This window comes from Novosphingobium olei (assembly GCF_037076535.1).
Taxonomy (GTDB): Bacteria; Pseudomonadota; Alphaproteobacteria; order Sphingomonadales; family Sphingomonadaceae; genus Novosphingobium; species Novosphingobium olei.
Genome location: NZ_AP029021.1, coordinates 387,501 through 407,901 on the forward strand (window position 1 = coordinate 387,501; position 20,401 = coordinate 407,901).

The 20,401-nt window shown below is 64.9% G+C and carries 20 protein-coding genes; 5 read left to right on the top strand and 15 right to left on the bottom strand.

Annotated elements, in window-relative coordinates; all coding sequences use genetic code 11:
- Positions 1–25: 25 nt before the first annotated feature.
- Positions 26–1,408, bottom strand: a complete 1,383-nt coding sequence (locus AACH40_RS01900) for an acyl-CoA dehydrogenase family protein (protein WP_338643972.1) — start codon at positions 1,406–1,408, stop codon at positions 26–28.
- A 317-nt stretch (positions 1,409–1,725) separates the two neighbouring features.
- On the opposite strand from AACH40_RS01900, the gene AACH40_RS01905 reads away from it, so the two are divergent.
- Complete coding sequence (locus tag AACH40_RS01905) at positions 1,726–2,508, top strand: enoyl-CoA hydratase-related protein (RefSeq protein WP_338643973.1); 783 nt, start codon at positions 1,726–1,728, stop codon at positions 2,506–2,508.
- Between the two features lie 25 nt (positions 2,509–2,533).
- Positions 2,534–3,349, top strand: coding sequence for a crotonase/enoyl-CoA hydratase family protein (locus AACH40_RS01910; RefSeq protein ID WP_169494458.1), 816 nt, complete (start codon positions 2,534–2,536; stop codon positions 3,347–3,349).
- A 22-nt stretch (positions 3,350–3,371) separates the two neighbouring features.
- On the opposite strand, the gene AACH40_RS01915 is transcribed toward AACH40_RS01910, so the two are convergent.
- From AACH40_RS01915 to lgt, 10 genes are all read right to left on the bottom strand, one after another.
- On the bottom strand, positions 3,372–4,145 hold the full coding sequence (locus tag AACH40_RS01915) for an SDR family NAD(P)-dependent oxidoreductase (RefSeq protein ID WP_338643974.1): 774 nt from the start codon (positions 4,143–4,145) through the stop codon (positions 3,372–3,374).
- Positions 4,146–4,216: 71 nt separating this feature from the next.
- Positions 4,217–4,879 (bottom strand): TetR family transcriptional regulator, encoded by a 663-nt coding sequence (locus AACH40_RS01920; protein WP_338643975.1) that lies wholly within the window; start codon positions 4,877–4,879, stop codon positions 4,217–4,219.
- Between the two features lie 197 nt (positions 4,880–5,076).
- Positions 5,077–5,715 (bottom strand): 2-hydroxychromene-2-carboxylate isomerase, encoded by a 639-nt coding sequence (locus AACH40_RS01925; RefSeq protein WP_338643976.1) that lies wholly within the window; start codon positions 5,713–5,715, stop codon positions 5,077–5,079.
- Positions 5,712–6,413 carry a glutathione S-transferase N-terminal domain-containing protein gene (locus AACH40_RS01930; protein WP_338643977.1) on the bottom strand — a complete coding sequence of 234 codons (702 nt, stop codon included), beginning with the start codon at positions 6,411–6,413 and terminating at the stop codon, positions 5,712–5,714. The genes AACH40_RS01925 and AACH40_RS01930 overlap by 4 nt, the downstream gene beginning before the upstream one ends.
- A 63-nt stretch (positions 6,414–6,476) precedes the next feature.
- The gene (locus AACH40_RS01935) at positions 6,477–7,013 is read right to left on the bottom strand and encodes an adenine phosphoribosyltransferase (RefSeq protein ID WP_338646228.1); all 537 of its coding nucleotides are present in this window, start codon (positions 7,011–7,013) and stop codon (positions 6,477–6,479) included.
- A 119-nt stretch (positions 7,014–7,132) separates the two neighbouring features.
- Complete coding sequence (locus AACH40_RS01940) at positions 7,133–7,945, bottom strand: cytochrome c1 (RefSeq protein WP_338643978.1); 813 nt, start codon at positions 7,943–7,945, stop codon at positions 7,133–7,135.
- A 33-nt stretch (positions 7,946–7,978) separates the two neighbouring features.
- Complete coding sequence (locus AACH40_RS01945; protein WP_169494465.1) at positions 7,979–9,268, bottom strand: cytochrome b; 1,290 nt, start codon at positions 9,266–9,268, stop codon at positions 7,979–7,981.
- 11 nt (positions 9,269–9,279) lie between these two features.
- Positions 9,280–9,843, bottom strand: coding sequence for a ubiquinol-cytochrome c reductase iron-sulfur subunit (petA, locus tag AACH40_RS01950; RefSeq protein WP_169494466.1), 564 nt, complete (start codon positions 9,841–9,843; stop codon positions 9,280–9,282).
- A gap of 285 nt (positions 9,844–10,128) precedes the next feature.
- Positions 10,129–11,172 carry an SAM-dependent methyltransferase gene (locus AACH40_RS01955; RefSeq protein WP_169494359.1) on the bottom strand — a complete coding sequence of 348 codons (1,044 nt, stop codon included), beginning with the start codon at positions 11,170–11,172 and terminating at the stop codon, positions 10,129–10,131.
- Positions 11,169–12,119 carry a prolipoprotein diacylglyceryl transferase gene (lgt, locus tag AACH40_RS01960; protein WP_169494467.1) on the bottom strand — a complete coding sequence of 317 codons (951 nt, stop codon included), beginning with the start codon at positions 12,117–12,119 and terminating at the stop codon, positions 11,169–11,171. Before lgt ends, AACH40_RS01955 begins: the two co-directional genes overlap by 4 nt.
- Positions 12,120–12,281: 162 nt before the next feature.
- On the opposite strand from lgt, the gene AACH40_RS01965 reads away from it, so the two are divergent.
- From AACH40_RS01965 to AACH40_RS01975, 3 genes are read left to right on the top strand one after another with little or no spacing between them, the layout of a single operon-like run.
- On the top strand, positions 12,282–13,988 hold the full coding sequence (locus AACH40_RS01965) for a class I adenylate-forming enzyme family protein (protein ID WP_169494468.1): 1,707 nt from the start codon (positions 12,282–12,284) through the stop codon (positions 13,986–13,988).
- Between the two features lie 20 nt (positions 13,989–14,008).
- Complete coding sequence (locus tag AACH40_RS01970) at positions 14,009–16,762, top strand: [protein-PII] uridylyltransferase (protein WP_338643979.1); 2,754 nt, start codon at positions 14,009–14,011, stop codon at positions 16,760–16,762.
- A gap of 48 nt (positions 16,763–16,810) precedes the next feature.
- On the top strand, positions 16,811–17,371 hold the full coding sequence (locus AACH40_RS01975) for a YqgE/AlgH family protein (protein ID WP_169494470.1): 561 nt from the start codon (positions 16,811–16,813) through the stop codon (positions 17,369–17,371).
- A 36-nt stretch (positions 17,372–17,407) separates the two neighbouring features.
- Here AACH40_RS01975 and AACH40_RS01980 read toward each other — a convergent pair whose 3' ends face one another.
- The 4 genes from AACH40_RS01980 to AACH40_RS01995 form a co-directional block, all read right to left on the bottom strand.
- Positions 17,408–18,229 carry an FkbM family methyltransferase gene (locus AACH40_RS01980; RefSeq protein ID WP_338643980.1) on the bottom strand — a complete coding sequence of 274 codons (822 nt, stop codon included), beginning with the start codon at positions 18,227–18,229 and terminating at the stop codon, positions 17,408–17,410.
- Positions 18,230–18,269: 40 nt separating this feature from the next.
- A complete protein-coding gene (gene gltX, locus AACH40_RS01985) occupies positions 18,270–19,625 on the bottom strand; it encodes a glutamate--tRNA ligase (RefSeq protein WP_338643981.1) in 1,356 nt (451 codons plus the stop codon).
- A 64-nt stretch (positions 19,626–19,689) separates the two neighbouring features.
- Entirely contained in the window at positions 19,690–20,124 is a 435-nt protein-coding gene (locus tag AACH40_RS01990) for a hypothetical protein (protein WP_338643982.1), read from the bottom strand.
- A gap of 53 nt (positions 20,125–20,177) precedes the next feature.
- Positions 20,178–20,396 carry a hypothetical protein gene (locus tag AACH40_RS01995; protein ID WP_338643983.1) on the bottom strand — a complete coding sequence of 73 codons (219 nt, stop codon included), beginning with the start codon at positions 20,394–20,396 and terminating at the stop codon, positions 20,178–20,180.
- Between the last annotated feature and the right edge of the window lie 5 nt (positions 20,397–20,401).

A 20,401-nucleotide genomic window follows, 5' to 3' on the forward strand; every position in this document is an offset into this window, starting at 1 on the left:
ACTGCGACTTTGCGCAGCGCGGCGTTCAGCTGGCTTGAGGACGGGTCGTGTCGATCGCCTGCCAGCCACTGCGCGGACGGATCTGCGACTGCTTGCGATAGTCGACATCGTCGTAGGTGAGTTCGGCGAACTCCCTCCGCTTGGGGCCGAGGTATCCGAACAGGAAAGCCGCAACCTTGCGCATCTGGATTTCCTCGGTGCCTTCGGTGATGCGATAGCGGCGGTGGTGGCGATAGATGTGCTCGAACGGCTTGTGGCGCGAATAGCCGATGCCACCGTGGACCTGGATCGCCCGGTCGGCCGCTTCGCAGCACAGCCGGTTCGCCCAGTAGTTGCACATCGAGACCTTGTCCGAAATCCGCTTCTCCACTTCGGGATGGGTCATCTGGTCCATTTCCCACGCGGTCTTGCGGATCAGCAGGCGCAGCATCTCGCACTGGGTGGCTAGCTCCACGAGCGGGAACTGGATCGCCTGGTTGCGGGCAAGATCTTCGCCGAACGGCTTGCGCAAGCGGGCATAGCGCACCGATTCCTCGATGCAGTACACGGCCGAACCGAGCGAGGATGCCGCTTGGCGGATGCGGTTTTCGTGGACGAACGACTGGGCCAGGGGCAGGCCGTTGTCGATCGGACCGAAGATCGCGCTGTCGGGTACCCACACGTTGGTGAACGACACGCGCGGGTGGTCGGTCGGCATGTTGAAGGTCCACATGTACTGTTCGACCTTCACGCCCGGATCATCCGCCGGAACGAGGAAGCAGGTGATGCCACGCGCCGCGCCGTCCTCGCCAGAAGTGCGGGCAAAAAGCGCGCAGTGCGTGGCGACGTGCATGCCCGTCGTCCACATCTTCTCGCCATTGATCAGCCAGCCTTCGACCCCATCGCGCGCTTCGCGCACCGCGCGCGTCTCCATGTGGGTGGCATCCGAGCCGTGGTCGGGTTCGGTCAGTCCGAAAGTGATCCGGCGGGTCCCGTCGAACATGCCGGAGATGAATTCCTCGCGCTGCTCCGGCGTGCCGAAATCGTCGAACATCTTGGCGAAGGGGTTGTTGGCCACGATCGAGTGCTCGGTCTGCTGGTCGTAGTGCAGGCCCAGGCCCTTGGCGGCCATGTATTCGCGGATGACAGTCATCCAAAGGTTGTTGCCACCCTTGCCGCCGAACTTGGGGTCCATGGCGAAGCGGAAGTGGCCCGCCTTGTCGGCGCGGCGCTTGGCTTCGCGCATCAGCTCTTCCCACTCCTCGCGCGGCAGGCCGTCGTTCTCGAAGTCGGTGCGTGCCCATTCGCGGCGGTGATCGAAGAAGCGGATGTTGTCGTCCTGCTCCTCGAGCGGCTTGATCTCCTTCTCGATGAAGGCGTCGAGCTCCTTCAGGTAATCGAGCAGTTCCTGGGGCAGGTTGAAATCCATCTCATCTCTCTCCGTCGTTTTCGTTCTGGCACGCCGTGGCAGGCGCGCCGTGATTCGTGACTGATGCGTTTTGCATCCTGTGTTCGCAGCGGGTGAGCGTTGACCGCACCACGGGGCAATGCCGGCTCGCGAGCCTCACAAACCCCTGTATTTCATCCATTCGTGCCCGCCTGTTCCCTCGCGCTGGCGCTATCCAATGCGCTCATTCCACAATTTACTTGAGCGATTAATTGAAGTTTGAGAATGCAGCTTCGTCAACGAAAGGCAAGGCCCGATCGACCGTACGATCGATGGCCAAGGGAAAAGAGGAACGCGACATGGCCGGATCCGGCAAGCTTCTGATCGAGCGCGAGGGCGACGTCTGCGTCATCCGCTTCAACGACCCGGCGACACGCAATGCACTTGCGATGGACATGGCCGCCGAACTGCGTGACGCGCTGCTCGCTGCCGAATCGGATTGCGGCGCGGTGCTGCTGGCGGGTGGCGACAAGGCGTTCTGTTCAGGCGCCAATCTTTCCGGTCCGAAGATGGGAAGCGGCGAAATCGACGCCGGTCTGGTCCTGCAGGACACGGTCAATCCGCTGATGATGACCATCCGCGATCTCTCGATCCCGTTCATCACCTCGGTGCGCGGCGCGGCGGCAGGCGTCGGTGCTTCTCTGGCGCTGGTCGGCGACCTGATCGTCGCTGGCGACGATGCCTATTTCCTCCAGGCGTTCTGCCGCATCGGTCTCGTCCCTGACGGTGGCTCGCCGTGGCTCCTGACCCGCACCGCGGGGCGCGCGCGCGCGATGGAGATGATGTTGCTGGGCGAGCGGCTGCCTGCGGCCAAGGCGCTGGAATGGGGAATGATCAACCGCGTTGTTCCTACCGAGGAAGCTGATGCCACTGCTCTCGCCATCGCACAGCAATTGGCTAACGGGCCGCGGCTCGCGCTCGGCCTGATCCGCAAGGCTGGCTGGTATGCTGCCGACAACGGCTTCGGCGACGAACTTGCACTCGAACGCAATCTGCAGCGCCAGGTGGGCAAGAGCGCTGACTTTGCCGAGGGCGTTACCGCCTTCCTGCAGAAGCGACCGGCGCGCTTCAACCAGCGCTGAACCAGGGATTGAGGGAGACAACACCATGAATGCCATCACCACGAACGAGCGTGTCAGCATTACCGTCGAGGGCGGCGTTGCCGACGTCCGCCTGACCCGCGCCGAAAAGCGCAACGCCTTTGACGATGCGATGTTCGAAGGGGTCAACGCTGCCATCGCCGAACTCGCCGCCAACCCTGCTGTCCGAGTGGTGGTGGTATCGGGCGAGGGGCCGTGCTTTTCCGCTGGGCTCGATCTGTCGAACTTCGGCAAGATGGCGTCTGGCGACTTCAAGAGCGGCGAATCGATCGTCGCCCTGCCGCGTACGCCGACCGGGGCCAATCGGGGCCAACAGGTCAGCTTTGGCTGGCGCGACTTGCCGGTGCCGGTGATCATGGCGGTCCATGGCGTTGCGCTTGGTGCCGGCTTCCAGCTCGCGCTCGGCGGCGATTTCCGCTTCGTAACGCCCGATGTGAAGATGAGCGCTTTCGAGATGAACTGGGGCCTTACTCCCGACATGGGAGCTTTCCCCATCCTGCGCGAGCTGGTGCGAGCCGACGTCGCGCGCGACCTCGTCTATTCGGCCCGCGTGGTCGAGGGGGAAGAGGCTCTCGCAATCGGACTTGCAACTCGCGTCTGCGCCGATCCTCGCGCCGAGGCTTTGGCTTATGCGCGCGAGATCGCGGGCAAGAATCCCGACGCGATCAAGGCTGCCAAGCGCATCTTCAACATGGGCACCGATGCGACCGTGGCCGAAATTCTCGAAGCTGAAAGCCGCGAAATCGGCGCGCTGATCGGCTCGCCCAACCAGAAGGAGGCGGTCAACGCTCGCCTCGAAAAGCGCGAAGCGCAGTACGCTTGAGCCATCGAGCGGCGGTCAGGCGCTAACGCGTCTGGCCGCCGTCCACGGGCACGACTGCCCCGGTCACGAAGCTTGCTTTCGGGCTGAGCAGAAAGGCCGCCATACTGCCGATCTCCTCCGGCGTGCCGAAGCGACGCAGTGGAACTTCCCGGCGGATCCACCCCCACCAGGCCTCACCACGTTCGCCCGTCGAGCGTGCTTCCCAGTCGCCACCGGGGAAGATGATGTTGCCGGGCGCCAGGGCGTTGACCCGGATGCCGTCCTTGCCGCCGACCCGCGCCAGTTCCTTCGCAAGGTGGTTCATGGCGGCCTTCGCCGTGCCATACGTGACCGGCGTGCCCAACGCTCCCAGCCCGGCGATCGAACTGATCATCAGCACCGAACCTTCCTTGCGCGGCGTCATCACCCGCATCAGCGCGCGGGCAAGTTTGAACGCTGAATCGAGATTCTGCCCGATCCCGGCATCCCAGGTGGCGTCGTCGACTTCGAATCCCGGCGGGCACGGGTGCAATCCCACGTTCGCCACGCCGGCCCAGACTGGTCCGAGATTGGCTTCCGCACCGTTTACAAGGGCATCGATCGTTGCGCTTTCACGCAAGTCTCCTGCCATCGACCAGAGACGGTCAGCGCCGTAACGCTCGGCCAGGCGAGCACGCTGTTCCTCCAGCGCCTCGGCACCGCGTGCGGCGATAGCGACCTTGGCCCTCTCGTCGAGCAGTGTTTCGACGATACCGAGGCCGATGCCGCGGCTTGCCCCGGCAACGACCACGACCTTGCCATTGAGGCCCAGATCCATGCTTCTCTCTCCCGAACGTGATGTTCGAAAGACAGGCTATTGCTTGACCGATTAACTTACAAGCGTGTCGCTCAGGCAGCCTTGGGCTTCAATCCTGCAAGCACGATCTCGGATACCTGCTCCGCGAACCGGTCGCGCAGTGTCTCGTCGATCTGGCGAACGCCGAACACGTGGTCGAGCGCGGAGCGCGAATGGAAGATCGCATCGCAGGCGCCGACCAGTGCGAAGTGGAAGATCATCGGATCAACCTTGCGGAATGCGCCCGAGGCAAACCCTTCCTCGAGGATCGCCTTCTGGGCATTGACCGCTCGGCGTGTGTAGGTTTCGGAAATGTGCCGTGCGATCTCGGTCTCGCTTTGCGACTGCAGTTCGATCAGCAAACGGTTGAGATAGGGAAACTGGTGGTAAAGCCGCATGATCCCGTAGACATGCTTGCGCATCTTCTCTTCCGGCGAAATCGCCAGGCCGACCAGTCGATCGAGCCCTTCGTAACTGGCTCCCGCATCCCGCTCGATCAGCGCCTCAAGCAAGCCCTGCTTGCTGCCGAAGTGATAGCGGATCAGGGCGGAATTGATCCCCGAGCGTTGCGAAATGTCGGCAAAGCTGACGTTGGTCGTGTTGCCCTCGCTCATCAGGGCGCCGGTTGCGTCGAGCAGCAGGTCGCGTGTGGAGCGGGCTTCGGATGCGGTCTTGGCGTTCGGTGCCTTGCGGCGAGCGGTGGTCGAGCGGGTCATCAAACGCCTGTAGCAACGCAGTGGGACACCATGACCCACTGTCGATAGCCGACCGCATTAGAACCGATAAATTAGTCAGTCAAGCAATGCATCGGCGGCGACGCTACGGAAAGCGAGCGTTTGCGCCTGCCAAACCCGGTCGCCTCTTGGTAATGCCATTTGGAGATCGCAGAAGACGACAGGGGCCATGGCAATCCTCAAGTCGCAGTCGCCAGGCGCAGCAGCCGCTGGCGGACGAGGGGCAACTGGTCGTTGCCGAAATAAAGCGCATCGCCCCCCTTGCCGTCGGGCGCGATCATCGTGGGAGACCCGAACGCGCCGCGTGCGATGGCTTCCTCGGTGTTGGTCCGCAGCGCGTCCTTGACGGGCTGTTGGCTTGCGCGGTGAACCAGATCGGCACCGTCGATGCCGATTGCGTCGGCTATTGCAGCCAGCTCGGCGGGATCGTCGATATTGCGGGCTTCGCCAAAATAGGCATCGAACGCGGCGCCTGCAAAGCGGAACAGAGTGTCTTGTTCGGCTTCGAGCGCGCAGCAGCAACGCATGGCGTTCACTGACTTGACCGGATGGTAGGGCGACGGGAAGTTCATCGGCAACCCGGCGATTTCGGCCCATTCACGCAGCCAGGCAAAGCTGCGCTTCATCGCTTTTTGCTCAGGGTCGGCGCGCATCTCGTAAACGCGCGGGTTGACCGCATTGAACACGCCGCCGACCAGGAACGGCCGCCAACGCACCTGCGCGCCCGTTTCGGCAAGGATCGGCTGGACGTTGTTGAACGCAAGGTACGTCCACGGCGAAGACAGGTCGAAGAAGAAATCCAACGTGGCGGAGCTCATGCGAGGCCCTTTCCTGCTATGCCGAACAGCGTGCGCGCGGCTTGTGCATCGTCTTGCGGGTTGCGCCGCACCCGCTCGGCACCAAGTGCCACCCCGCGGCGCAGCCCGTCGCGCTGCTTGAGCGCATCGTACCAGCGGCGCACATTGGGAAACTCCTCGAGCGGGATTCCCTGTGCCTTCCACGTGCGGATCCATGGCCAGCAGGCCATGTCGGCGATCGTGTACTGGTTCGCAGCGATATGGTCGCGCTCCTCCAATCGCCGGTCGAGCACGCCATAAAGCCGCAGCGTCTCGCGCCGATAGCGCTCGGTGGGGTAGGGCAGGCGCTCGGGCGCATAGAGTGCGAAGTGACCGTGCTGGCCGAGCATGGGCCCCAGGCCCGCGACCTGCCAGGAGAGCCATTCAAGCACTTCCTTGCGGCCGCGCAAGTCGGTCGGCAGGAACTGGCCGGCCTTCTCCGCCAGGTAGACGAGGATCGCGGCGGTCTCGAACACCGGCACCGGCGCGCCGCCATCGGCGGGCGCGGTGTCGACGATCGCGGGGATACGGTTGTTGGGGCTGATGGCCAGAAAGTCGGGTGCGAACTGTTCGCCCTTGCCGATATCGACCCAATGGGTGCGATAGGGCAGGCCGCACTCCTCGAGAAGGATGGACACCTTCCACCCGTTCGGCGTCGGCGCCGTGTAAAGCTCTATCATGTCTGTCTCTCCCCGGCGGCATTGCAGCACGCAAGGGGGAGGGCATCAAGGCCTTGCGGCCTGTCAGTGACCGGGAAAATGCATCAGCGCATCGACCGTCAATCCCGCATCGCGAAGACGGGCGGCACCGTGCAGGTCCGGCAGGTCGATCACGAACAGCGCGTGGGTGACGCTCGCTCCGGCGCTGCGCAGCAGTTCCATCGCCGCCAGAGCGGTCCCTCCGGTGGCGATCAGGTCGTCGACCAGCACCACGCGCTGACCGGCGGACACGGCGCCCGGATCGATCTCCAGCCGGTCCCGCCCGTATTCCAGTGCGTAGTCGATACCGATCGTCGGAACAGGCAGCTTGCCCGGCTTGCGTACTGGCACGAAGCCCAGCCCCATGTGCGCCGCGACCGCAGCGCCGAAGATGAAGCCGCGCGCTTCCATCCCTGCGATCGCTTCTGCCTCGGCGGCGCGAGCGCGGTCGGCAAGGTGGGCGATGCTCGCGGCAAAACCTGCCCCATGCCCGATCAGGGTGGTCACGTCGCGGAACAGGATGCCGGGTGCCGGGAAGTCCGGGACAGTGCGGACAAGGTGCTTGAGATCGTCGACGGTCATCATCGCTTCCGCATCTGGATAGGGCCGGCCCTCAGGCTTGGGCGCGTCATATCGTCGGAAACGAAAAAGGCCACCGTCGCCGGTGGCCTTTGTTCGTCTGGCGGCTTTGCCGAGGAAGATCAGTGGGCGCTGGCCCAGACGTTCTTCTTCGACAGGTACGCAAGCACGGTAGCGGCAAGAAGGAAGCCGAGCACGGCAAAGCCGGTCTGCTTGCGCTTCTCGAGCTTCGGCTCGGCGGTCCAGGTCAGGAACGCGGCAACGTCCTTGGCTTCCTGGTCCACGGTGGCCTTGGTCCCGTCGGCATAGGTCACCTGACCGTCGGTCAGCGGTGCCGGCATCGCGATGTTCAGGTTCGCGAAGTACGGGTTGTAGTGCAGGCCTTCCGGCGTCTTCGCATCGGGGAACTTCTTGAGAAGTTCGGCCGGCTGCTCGGCATAGCCGGTCAGCAGCGAGTACACGTACTCGGGGCCCTCGTGGCGCGCCTTGGTGATCAGCGACAGGTCCGGCGGGTTGCCGGTGCCGGCGTAGTAGACGGCCGGGATGTGGTCGGCGGGCGTGTTGTCACGCTCACCGGCATCGCCGGTCTTGGCGTCGAAGGTCTTGGCCTTCGTGCCCCACTGCTTGGCGATCGCCTTAACTTCCGGCTCGGAATAGCCGAGGTCGGTCAGGTTGCGGAACGCGACCTGCTTGAGCGAGTGGCAGTTCGAGCAGACTTCCTTGTAGACTTGGAAGCCGCGCTGGAGCTGCGCCCGGTCGAACTTGCCGAAGGGGCCGCTGAACGAGAATTCAACTTCCTTCGGGTGCTTGTAGAACTCGTGCGCGGCGGTGGCCGGCTCGGGCTCGCGGATCGCCTGAATGGCGCCCACGCCGAACGACCAGAGCAGCGCCACGGCGAAGAAGAGGCCAACCAGGGGGCCAAAAAGACGGACCATAGGGTTCTCTTTCTCTCTTACGCTTCGGCTGGCTCAGGCAGCGGCGGGGTTGGCGTTGAGGACTGCGCCCTCGTCCTTGCCCAGCACGGCCTCGGTGATCGAGAACGGCAGCGGCTCCGGCTTCTCGATCGAAGAGACGAGCGGCAGGATGACGAGGAAGTGGAGGAAGTAGTAGGTCGCAGCGATCTGCGAGATCAGCACGTACTTGGTTTCGGCCGGCGAACCGCCGCAGTAGCCAAGCACGATCACGTCCACCAGCAGGATCCAGAAGAACTTGCGGAACAGCGGACGATAGTGACCCGAACGCACCGGCGAGGTGTCCAGCCAGGGCAGGAAGAACCACACCAAGATGGCCGCGAACATCGCCAGCACGCCCATGAGCTTCGCCGGGATGAAGAAGAAGTCCGCAGTGAAGGCGCGCAGGATCGCGTAGAACGGCCAGAAGTACCATTCAGGAACGATGTGCGCCGGGGTCGAAAGCGGGTTGGCGGCGATGTAGTTGTCCGGGTGGCCCAGCATGTTCGGCGCAAAGAACAGCACCGCGCAGTACAGGATCAGGAACACGCCCAGGCCGAAGCCGTCCTTGGCGGTGTAGTACGGATGGAACGGCACGGTGTCCGATTCCTGCTTCACTTCCACGCCGGTCGGGTTCGACGAGCCGGGGATGTGCAGCGCCCAGATGTGCAGGATGATGACACCCGCGATCACGAACGGCAGCAGGAAGTGCAGCGAAAAGAAGCGGTTCAGCGCGGCGTTGTCCGGCGCAAAGCCACCCAGCAGCCACTGCTGCAGCGGATCGCCGATCAGCGGGATCGCGGAGAACAGGCCGGTGATGACCTTGGCACCCCAGAAGCTCATCTGGCCCCAGGGAAGCACGTAGCCCATGAACGCGGTCGCCATCATCAGCAGGAAGATGACCACGCCCAGCAGCCAGATCATTTCGCGCGGGGCCTTGTACGAGGAGTAGAAGAAGCCGCGGAAGATGTGGATGTAGACCACCACGAAGAACGCAGAGGCGCCGTTGGCATGCGCGTAGCGCAGCATCCAGCCCCAGTTCACGTCGCGCATGATGTGTTCGACGCTGTCGAAGGCCACGCCCGAGTTGGCGGCATAGTGCATCGCCAGGATGACGCCCGTCACGATCTGGAGCATCAGGCAGAAGCCGGCGAGAACGCCGAAGTTCCACATGTAGTTCAGGTTGCGCGGAACCGGGTAACCGGCGCCCACGGCATTGTAGACGAAGCGCGGCAGCGGCAGCTTTTCGTCGAGCCACTGCGTCAGCGGGTTGGCAGGCTTGTACTCGTTCGCCCAGGGAAAGCTCATCGGATCTGTCCTCAGCCGATCTTCACGACAGTGTCGGAAGTGAATTCATAGGGAGGCACTTCGAGGTTCTTCGGTGCCGGGCCTTTGCGGATGCGCGCCGCGGTGTCGTAGACCGAACCGTGGCACGGGCAGAAATAGCCGCCGAACTCGCCCTTCACTTCGCCTTCGCCGGCGCCCAGCGGAACGCAGCCGAGGTGGGTGCAGACACCCATCGTGATCAGCCAGTTGGTCTTGCCTTCCTTGGTGCGCTCTTCCAGCGTCTGCGGATCGCGCAGCGAGGAGGTGTCGACCTTCTCGGCTTCGGTGATTTCCGCCTTGGTCAGGTTGCGCACGAAGACGGGCTGCTTGCGGAACACCGCCTTGATCGCCTGACCCGGCTGGATCGCCGAAACGTCGATCTCGGTCGAGCTTTCGGCCAGGACGTCAGCCGACGCACTCATTTGCGACACGAGCGGATAAAGCACGGCAAGACCGCCCACGCCCGCAAAACTTACCGCCGCGATATTGATGAAATCGCGCCGCCGCACGCCCTCTCCGGTCACTTCCGCCGGATCGATGCTCGCCTCATCAGCCATTGAAATTCCCTGCCTGCTGCCGCCGCGCCCGCGGACCGGGCGCGGTCCAACTTGCCCCTCTTGAACCGCGCGGAAGCGTCGCCAAATGAACCTTGCGGCCAAAGGCGAGCGCTGCCGCTCTGGCGGGGAAAGGCGTGCGCAAGCGCACGACGCCCTACCCCACTTGGCGCGCCTGATAGACGCAAATCCGTCGCTTTGCCAACAGGCTTTTTGGGCAAGGGGAAACCACGGATTCCGGCGTAATTCCGTGGTATCAAAGGCTCACGGCGGGCCCGTCTGCCTGTTTCAGAAGCCCGCACCATCGGGCCAGTGCGCCGCGGCGAGTCCCATCACCTTGAACAGCGCGCCCATCTGGCCTTCGCCGATCAGCCGATCGCGCGCCGCGATCACCGCGTCGGCCTGCTCTGGCGCCGACGCGATCAGCGCATCGGCGCGCGCCTCGATGCCCAGCAGGCGCAGGAATCGTCCCTGTTCGACTGTGCCTAGCCAGCGCACCCCGCGCGACTGGGCGATCGCGGCAAGCGCTGCAAAGTCGACATGCGCGGTTAGGTCCGCCTCTCCCGGCGCGGCAAAGGGATCGACCATGCGATGTGCCCGCACTGCCTGCAGCGTACTGCCAAGCGTGGGCTCGGCATGCCCGTAATCGATGAACAGCGCCGCACCGCCCTGGTTCGCAAGCCGGCCGGCGACCTCGTAGATTACGGCCGCAGCCGCAGGGCACGTTTCGATAATGGCACCTTCCGGAGCGTCGCCGAATTCGCTCGGCACCGCCGAATCCATCGGTCGATCCCCGACCACGGGCGTCAGCGCTCCGTCGACCAGACCGACCATGCGTTCGCGCCAGCCGTTCGCCGCGCGCACGATCTGTCGCACGGGCAGCGCGTCGATGAACTCGTTGGCGATGATCAGCAGCGGGCCGTTGGTCGGCAGGGTCGATAGGTCCGAATGCCAGAAGGCGTCGGGATGAAGCTCGAGCTGCGCGCCCTTCAGCGCCGTGCTCGCCTCGACGAAGTGGGGCCTCGTTTCGAGCCCGAAGCGCCGCGCGGCCTTGAGCGCATCGCGCGCCAGGGTGCCCCGGCCTGGGCCCAATTCGACATAGTGGACGGGCGAGGGGCGCCCGGCGCGGATCCAAAGGTCCGCCAGCCACAGCCCCAGCAGTTCACCGAACATCTGGCTGATCTCGGGCGCGGTCACGAAATCGCCGTCGCGGCCCAGCGGATCGCGGCTGTCGTAATAGCGCGCGTTCGATTCGGCCATGTAGTGGGCCACGCTGATTGGCCCCGTATTGACGATCAGCCGCTCGAAGATGCGGCGCAGCGGTTCGCTCACGCGCCGCCCGCTTCGCTCTTGCCCGCCCCCGTTTCCACGACGGGACCGGTCACGCTCGCTCCGGCGTTGCGGTCTGCGCCGGCAAAGGCCACCGCGACAGGTGCACGGTTCAGTGCGCGCAGGATCAGGAACAGGCCCAGCGCCATCATCGGCAGCGTCAGCCATTGGCCCATCGACAGGCCCGAACGATGCGCGAAGTCTTCAAGCTGCGCGTCGGGTTCGCGGAAGAATTCCACCGTGAAGCGCGAAAGCGCATAGCCGAAGCCGAACACCCCGACGAGCAGGCCCGGCCGCCAGCGTGCGCGGGTCTTCCAGAACATCAGCAGCAGGACGGTGCCCAGAACGAGGCCTTCGAGCACGGCTTCGTAAAGCTGGCTGGGGTGGCGCGGCATCGGGCCGCCGCCGGGGAAAACCATGGCCCAGGGGATGTCGGGCGTGGTGATCCGGCCCCACAGCTCGCCGTTGACGAAGTTGGCGCATCGGCCGAAAAACAGGCCGAACGGCACGCACACGGCCATGTAGTCGCACACCCGAACGAAGCTCAGGCCCCCGCGCCACGCGACATAGGCGATCGCGATCGTCGTGCCGATCAGGCCGCCGTGAAAGCTCATCCCGCCTTCCCACAGCTTGATCAGGTTTTGCGGATGGGCCCACAGCTCCGGCGCGTAGAACGTCGCATAGCCCAGTCGCCCGCCAAGGATGATGCCCAGCGTTGCATAGAAGAACAGATCGTCGGCATGGCGCTGCGCCAAGGGCGCGCCGGGCTGGCGGATCATCTTCGACAGGTGCCAGTACCCCAGCAGGATGCCGGCAAGGTAGGCAAGCGAATACCACTTGATGGTAAAGAAGCCGAGATCGAGCGCGATCGGCGACAGGCCGAGGTCGGTCCACTGGAGAGGCTGGTGCGGTGCGAGCGCGGCTGCCGCGGCGACCGATTGTAACAGCAAGTTTCGCGTCTCCGACAAGGTTGCTTTTCAGGACTATTCCGGCCAGCTTGGGTTCAGCCGTCCGGGCGCCTGTCGCACCGGCTTGTGGCACAGGGAAAATCGGCGGGCAAACCGCAAAAGCCGACTGAGATCGGCCCATGCACTGGAGAGAGACAAAACGCGATGCAGACGCAGCTTGATCGTGAGCTCAAAGCGGTAATGGACGGCCTGATTTCGTCGGGCGGAATGTTCGAACTGACGACCTACCGCAAGTATGGGCAGGACCTGCCGATGATCGCCGCGGCACCGCCGCACCTGGTTGCCTATCTCGCACATTTCTGCGCCGAACATGCCGACAAGGAGTTCATCATCGATGGCGACCAGCGGCTGACATTCGGTCAGATCTATGCCGCCGCGCGCGAAGTCGCAGGCGGCCTGATCGATGGGCACGGCGTGCGCAAGGGTGACCGGATCGGCATTGCCGCGCGCAATTCGGCAAGCTGGGTCGTTGCCTACATGGCGGTGCTCATGGCCGGCGGCTGCGCCGTCCTGCTCAACGGCTGGTGGCAAGGCGAGGAGATGGTCCACGGGATCGACATGGTCGATTGCCGCTACCTCATCGCCGACGGTCCGCGTGCGGCCCGGCTCGAAGGCCACACCCACGGCGCAGAGATCCTGCCCCTGGTGCATGACGTGCCGCCGCTCGAAGGGCTCAAGGCGCTGCTCGCCAAGGGGGGGGGCGCGGCGACGGCGTTGCCCGACCTAACCGGCGACGATCTTGCCACGGTGCTGTTCACCTCCGGCTCGACCGGCCTGTCGAAGGGCGCCTATTCGGATCACCGCGGCGTCGTGCAGGGCACCTTCAACTACCTCGCGCAGAGCGTGATGGCGCTGGGCGTTGCCGTGGCGCGTGGTGAAACGCCGCCCGAACGCCAGCCCTCGACGCTGGTCAATGTGCCGCTGTTCCACGTCACGGGCGAAGTGCCGGTGTTCCTCCAGTCCTTCGCCCTGGGCCGCAAGCTCGTCCTCATGGCCAAGTGGGACGTGATCAAGGCGATGGAGCTGATCGAGCGCGAACAGATCAGCTACTTCGTCGGCGTGCCGCTGATGAGCTTCGAGATCGCCACCCATCCCGATCGCGACAAGTACGACCTGTCGAGCTGCGTCACCTTTGCCGCTGGCGGTGCACCGCGCCCGGTCGAACACGTCGACCGCCTGCGCAAGGCGATGCCGCACGCTTTCCCGATCATCGGCTATGGCCTGACCGAAACCAACGGCGTCGGGGCCGGCAACTTCAACGAGAACTACCTCAACAAGCCGAACAGCACCGGCCTCGCTTCGCGTCCGCTGGTCGACATGGCAATCCTCGATGATGACGGCAAGCCGCTGCCGCCCAACACCGTTGGGGAAGTGGCGATCCGCTCGATCGCCAACTTCCTCGGCTATTGGGAAAACCCCGAAGCGACTGCGGCGGCGATCATGCCTGACGGCTACTTCCGCACCGGCGACCTCGGCACGCTGGACGAGGACGGCTACCTGTTCATTGTCGATCGCAAGAAGGACATCATCATTCGCGGCGGCGAAAACATCGCCTGCATCGAGGTCGAAAGCGCGATCTACGCCCATCCTTGCGTCGGCGAAGCCAGCGTTTTCGGCCTGCCCGACGATTTGTATGGCGAGGTTCCGGCTGCCGTCTACCTTGCCAAGGAGGGTTGCTCGGTCACGCCCGACGAACTGCGCGCGTTCCTTGCTGAACACATCGCCGCCTTCAAGATCCCGGTGAAGTTCTGGGAAGTCCACGAACCCCTGCCGCGCCTCGGCACCGAAAAGGTCGATCGGCGTTCGCTTCGTGAGAAGTACCGGGCCGAATGGGCAGAGACTGTAAAGTGAAGACACGCTAAGGGGGTGGGATGACGCTCCCCAGGATTGCCAATCAGCGCGCGATCGTCGATCGCCGCGCCCTTGCCGACGCGGTCGCGACCGTTTCCGCCGAACAGGGCGAAAAGTCGCGGCCGGCCGTCGTCGAACTTCTGCGCGATGCGCTGGCCCGTGGGCGTGACGAACTCGCCCGCCGGCTCGAAGCCAAGCCCTCGGCCGGCTATGAATGCGCGCAAGGACAGGCTTTCCTCGTCGATCAGCTCGTCCGCGTGATCTACGATCATGTTGTCGGCCGGGTCTATCGCGCCAGCAACCGCTCGACGGGTGAGCGCATCGCGATTCTGGCGGTCGGCGGGTATGGCCGTGGCGAAATGGCGCCACACTCGGACGTCGACATCGCCTTCGTCACCCCGATCAAGCCGACCTCGTGGTGCGAGCAGGTGATCGAGGCGATGCTCTATTTCCTCTGGGACCTGGGGCTGAAGGTCGGCCATTCCAGCCGCTCGCTCGACGATCTCGTGCGCATGGCGAAAAGCGACTTGACCATCCGCACCGCGCTGCTCGAAGGACGTTACGTCTGGGGTGACCAGCCGCTTTACGAAGAAGGCTCGCGTCGTTTCTGGGACGAGGTGGCCGCCGGCACCGAACGCCAGTTCGTGGCCGAGAAGCTGGCCGAGCGCAACGAACGCCACAAGCGCCTGGGCGATAGCCGCTATGTCGTCGAACCGAACGTCAAGGAGGGCAAGGGCGGCCTGCGCGATCTGCACACGCTCTACTGGATCGGCAAGTACATCCACAAGGTGCGCGATCCGTCCGAGCTGGTCGACGTCGGCCTGCTCACGGCTTCCGAATACCGGCAGTTCCGCCGTGCCGAAAACTTCTTCTGGGCGGTGCGCTGCCATCTCCACACGCTGACCAAGCGTGCCGAGGACCGTCTGACGTTCGATCTCCAGCGCGAAGTCGCCATGCGGATGAACTTCGCCGATCGCCCGGGCAAGAGCGCGGTCGAGCGGTTCATGCAGTTCTTCTTCCTGCAGGCAAAGCAGGTCGGCTCACTCACCGGGGTGTTCCTGGCGCAGCTGGACGAACAGTTCGCGAAGAAGGCGCGCACCGGCTTCCTCGCGCGCTTCAAGCCCAAGCGCACACGCAAGATCGGCGACTTTCCGCTGGTGGCCGACAAGCTAGGCGTGGCTGGCGACGATTTCTTTGCGCAGGACCCGGTGCGCCTGGTCGAACTGTTCACGCTGGCCGACCGCGAGAATCTGGAAATTCACCCTGAGGCGATGCGCCTTGCCAGCCGCGATGCCGGCCTGATCGATGGGGCGGTGCGCAAGGATCCCCGCGCCAACGCGCTGTTCATGGATCTGCTCACCAGCCGCAACGATCCCGAAACGGTGCTGCGCTGGATGAACGAAGCAGGCGTGTTCGGTCGCTTCGTGCCCGATTTCGGCCGCGTCGTCGCGCAGATGCAGTTCGACATGTACCACCACTACACGGTCGACGAGCACACCATCCGCGCCATCGGCCTGCTCGCCCGTATCGAGAAAGGCGAAGAGAAGGAGCAGCACCCACTGGCGAGCGAGGTGATCGCCAAGGTCTCTTCGCGCCGCGTGCTATACGTCGCAACGCTGCTCCACGATATCGCCAAGGGCCGACGCGGTGATCATTCGATTCTCGGCGCCGAAGTCGCGATGAAGCTGTGCCCGCGCCTTGGCCTCTCGCCGGCCGAGACAGAACTCGTCGCCTGGCTCGTGCGCCAGCACCTTTTGATGAGCGCCACCGCCTTCAAGCGTGACCTTGCCGACTACAAGACCATCGCCGATTTCGTGAATGTGGTGCAGAGCGTAGAACGGCTGCGCCTGCTTCTCGTCCTCACCATCGTCGATATCCGGGCAGTGGGCCCCGGCATCTGGAATTCTTGGAAGCGGCAGCTTCTGAGCGACCTTTTCCTGTCGGGCGAGGAAATGCTCCGCCTTGGCCACAAGCAGCATGGCCGCGCGGAACGCATCGCTGCCAAGAAGAAGGCGGTCGGCGCCCTGCTCAAGGAACGCGATGCGCTGATCGGCACGGTCGGGCGGCAGCTTGGCGATGCCTACTGGATTGCCGAGCCCGAGGACATCATCGCGCTCAACCTGCAGCAGATGGACGCCGGCCTTGGCGAACCGCTCACGGTGGAGGCGCACTGGTACCCCGCGCGCGGGGCCACGCTCGTTACCGTGCTCGCGGCCGACCATCCGGGCCTGTTCTACCGCATAGCGGGCGGCATCCACCTTGCTGGCGGTAACATCATCGATGCGCGCATCCACACGGCGCGCAACGGCACCGCGGTCGACAATTTCCTCGTTCAGGATCCCTTGGGCCGCCCGCTCAACGAAGCCTCGCAGATCGCCCGGCTCAAGACCGCGATCGCCGATGCGCTGGCCAACCGGGTCAAGCTCCTTCCCCAGCTCACCGCGCGGCCCTCCGCCCGCGCCCGTGCCGATGCGTTCGAAGTCCAGCCGATCGTGATCTTCGACAACAAGGCGTCGAACCGCTTCACCGTGATCGAGGTTGGCGCGCTCGATCGCCCGGCACTGCTATCCCGTCTGGCGCGCGCGCTGTTCGAAGCGCGGCTGATCGTCCACTCCGCGCATATCGCCACCTACGGCGAACGCGCGGTCGATACCTTCTACGTCACCGACCTGCTCGGCGAAAAGCTCGAGGGCGAGACGCGCACCCGCAGCGTCGAAAAGCGCCTGCTCGAAGCCGCGACCGAGGAAAAGGGGCGCAAGGCGGTCGCCGCCTGATCGTATGGGCGCTTTCTCCTCTCGCCATGACCGCGTAGGCTATACGCAATGACCGAAGCGCAATACCTGTCCGGACGCCTGCTCCTCGCGATGCCGGGGATGGGCGATGCGCGCTTCGACCATGCGGTGATCGCGATGTGCGTGCACGACGATCACGGCGCGCTCGGCATCGGGCTTGGCCAAGTGCGCGAAGGCATTTCGTTCCACGGCCTGCTCAGGGATGTCGGCATCGACCCCGGCGTGGCGCCCGACGTGCCGATCCTGGTCGGCGGCCCGGTCGAGACCGCGCGCGGCTTCGTGCTTCATTCGGACGACTGGGGCGGCGATGGCACCGTTCACGTCGCCGGGCTCTGCGCGCTGTCGGCCTCGCTCGACGTGCTGCGGGCGATTGCGGAAGGGCGCGGCCCCAGCAAATGGCTGGTGGCACTCGGCTATGCCGGCTGGTCGGCCGGACAGATCGAAGGCGAAATGCGTCAGCACGGCTGGCACGCGGTGCAGGGCCGCCGCGAAATCCTGTTCGATACCCCGGTCGAAAACCGCTGGAAGGCCGCTTGGCGCGCCGAAGGTATCGATCCTTCGCACCTCGTCGCAGCCACGGGCCGGGCCTAGAGCAGCTACGCCTGCCCTAGCGTGGCCTCGCTTGGTCTAATCCCCTGCGGTGCCGTGCCTGGCGTGCGTGTCGTGCCATGTCACCAGCCGTTCCAGCCTTCGCAGCAGCGGCAGCGCCATGACCACGCGCCGCAGCAGGGCGCGGTTGCCATAGAGCGCATAGACAATATAGATCCGGCGGTACCGACCGATAGCCTGCCGGGCGGTCAGCCACTCACCAGGCACGTCTTCGCCGAAAGGGCCTGATGCACCCATCGGCATCTCATGCTCGAACCGCCGGCCATCCTTGCCGGTGAACGGCCCTCGCGGATGCCGGCTCTGGTCGGCAATTTTGAAGCGGGTGTAGCCCAGCGCTTGCAGCAGCGCGAATTCCGCCTTCAGTTCACGCCAGGATCGGCCAGACGTTTCGATTGAAAGATAGCGCGGGCGGAATGCGGTCTCGCCCATTGCCTGCAGGCAGAGGTGGTCTGCCCCCTCGACGTCGATCTTGCAATAATGCGGGCAGCCGTGCGCTTCCAGCATGGTCGAGAAACGGTCGGCTGCAACGTCGATCGGCCGGGATGGCGCGCCGAAGCGGGCGTTGCGTGCGGCCCAGTCGGGATCGGCCGTGCCCCAGTCGCTCACCGTGTCGTTGATGAAGAAGCGCTCTGTCCCCTTGCGCGCCGCAATGGCCTGTTCGATGAGGCAATAGCGTCCTTGCTCGATCTCGTCGGCAAAGCGCTCGCGAAGCGCGGCGGCCAATTGCGGATTGGCTTCGACCGCAACCACCCGATATCCTGCCTTCAGGTAAAATGCGCTGTCTTCACCCCGGTGCGCACCCACATCGAAGATCAGATCGGGTTGCGGCGCGGCGCTCATGCATACAGGGCTAGATTGCGCCGATTTGCTTGGCAAGCGGTCAGCGCTGGAGCCGCCTAACGGCTTCGTCCCGGTCGATCAGGGGCAGCAACGTGTTCATGTCCGGGCCGTGGTCCATGCCGGTCAGCGCCTGTCGCAGTGGCAGGAACAGCGCCTTGCCCTTGCGTCCCGTCGCCTCTTTCAGCGCGCCGGTCAGCGCTGCCCATGGGCCATCGTTCCAGTCGATTTGCGCTGCAACCGTTGCCGCCTGATCCAGGAAGGCGCGCGTTTCGGCGTCGAAGTCCGGCGCCTCGATCGGCCCGATGATGACCTGCCACCAGTCCGCCGCTTCACCGACCTGTGCAAGGTTCGGCCGGATCGCTTCCCAAGCCGCCGCGCCCATGCCCTCGGGCAGACGGTCTTGCACCGTCTCGAAAGGCAGGGCGTGGACGATAGCGGCGTTGACTCGCGCCAGTTCGGCTTCATCGAAGCGCGCCGGCGCCCGGCCAAAGCGCGACAGGTCGAAGCTTGCGGCGAGCGCGGCGGCATCTAGCGCAGGGTCGACCGGATCGGCAGTTCCCAGCCGCGCCAAGAGCGCGACCAGCGCCTGCGGCTCGATTCCTTCGGCCCGCAGTTCCTCGACACCCAGCGAACCAAGGCGCTTCGACAACTTGCCCTCCGCGCCGGTGAGCAGCGCGGCATGGGCAAAGCGCGGGGGATTGGCGCCCAGCGCAGCGAACATCTGCACTTGCGTGGCAGTGTTGGACACGTGGTCCTCGCCACGCAGCACGTCGGTAATCCCCATCGCCACGTCGTCGATCGCGCTTGGCAGCATGTATAGCCACGATCCGTCGGCCCGGCGCACGACCGGGTCGGACATCTGGTGCGGATCGAAGTGTTGCGGCCCGCGCACGCCGTCCATCCATTCGATCGGGGTGTCGTGGTCCAGCTTGAAGCGCCAGTGCGGCTTCTCGCCCGCCGCGGCGTTCGCGGCGTGGTCCGCCTCGGTCAGCGCCAGCGCGGCGCGGTCGTAGATCGGCGGCAGCCCGCGCCCCAGCAGGATCTTGCGCTTGAGCTCCAGTTCCTGCGCCGTTTCATAGCAGCGATAGACCCGGCCCTGTTCGGCAAGGCGGGCAAAGGCTTCCTCGTAGATCGCAAAGCGGGCCGACTGGCGCTCCTCGCCATCGGGGTGGAGGCCCAGCCAGGCGAGGTCGGCGCGGATCGCTTCGACGTGTTCTTCCCGGCTGCGTGCCGCGTCGGTGTCGTCGATGCGTAGCAGGAAGCGCCCGCCGTGCTTTTTCGCCAGCAGCCAGTTGTGCAGCGCGGTGCGGATGTTGCCGACGTGGAGCCGGCCGGTCGGCGACGGTGCAAAGCGGGTGACGACGGCAGCAGTGGGGGCGGTGGGGGCGGAGGACATGGCGTTCGCGATTAGGCACTCAGGCCAGCTTTGGCCACCCCCGACCGCTGCCTTGCCGGACGGGTCAGGCGACGGCGGACAAGCTCGCCACTGCGTGCCGCGTCGCTTCGTGCAGGGCCTCGTGCCGATCGGTGCGCACGAACCCGTCGAGCATGGCGGCAAAGCCCGCGCGATCGGCGGCGATGGCGCTGCGGGTCATGCCCGCCAGCGTCACTTCGTCCGGAGTCATCGTCAGGCAGCAGGGTCGGTTGACCATGAACGGTTCGGGCCATGTGTGCACGATCGTGCGGACCAGACCGTGCACCGCGCAGGCCGCTTCGACGCTGCGATAGCGCTGCGCCAGATCGGGCACCGGATCACGCCCGGCACATTCGAACAGGGCGCAAAGGCGCATCGCCATGACCAGGTGCAGTGCGTTCAGCGAAAGGCCGCGGATGTCGTGCGGCCGGCGCAGCGCGGCGATCGTGGCGGAGGGAGCAGGGGTGGTCTGATCGTTCACGCAGCGGACTCCTCTTGCGAACGATTCGCAAGTTAGAGCGTACCCTAAGCCTGTCAATGAGAATCGTTCGCAACAACCTTGCTGCGCTGCTCCGTCTTGTGCGAATGCCAGCGCAGGCCCATGCCGATGATCGAAAGCAGCATGCCGCCAATCAGGCTGATGGTCATGCCCACGCTTTCCATGGCGGACTTGAAGGCCGGGATCGCGAGCAGGATCACACTCGCGACCGAGGTCAGATATCCCCCACCTTTCAGTCGCGATACCCTGTCCATTCCAC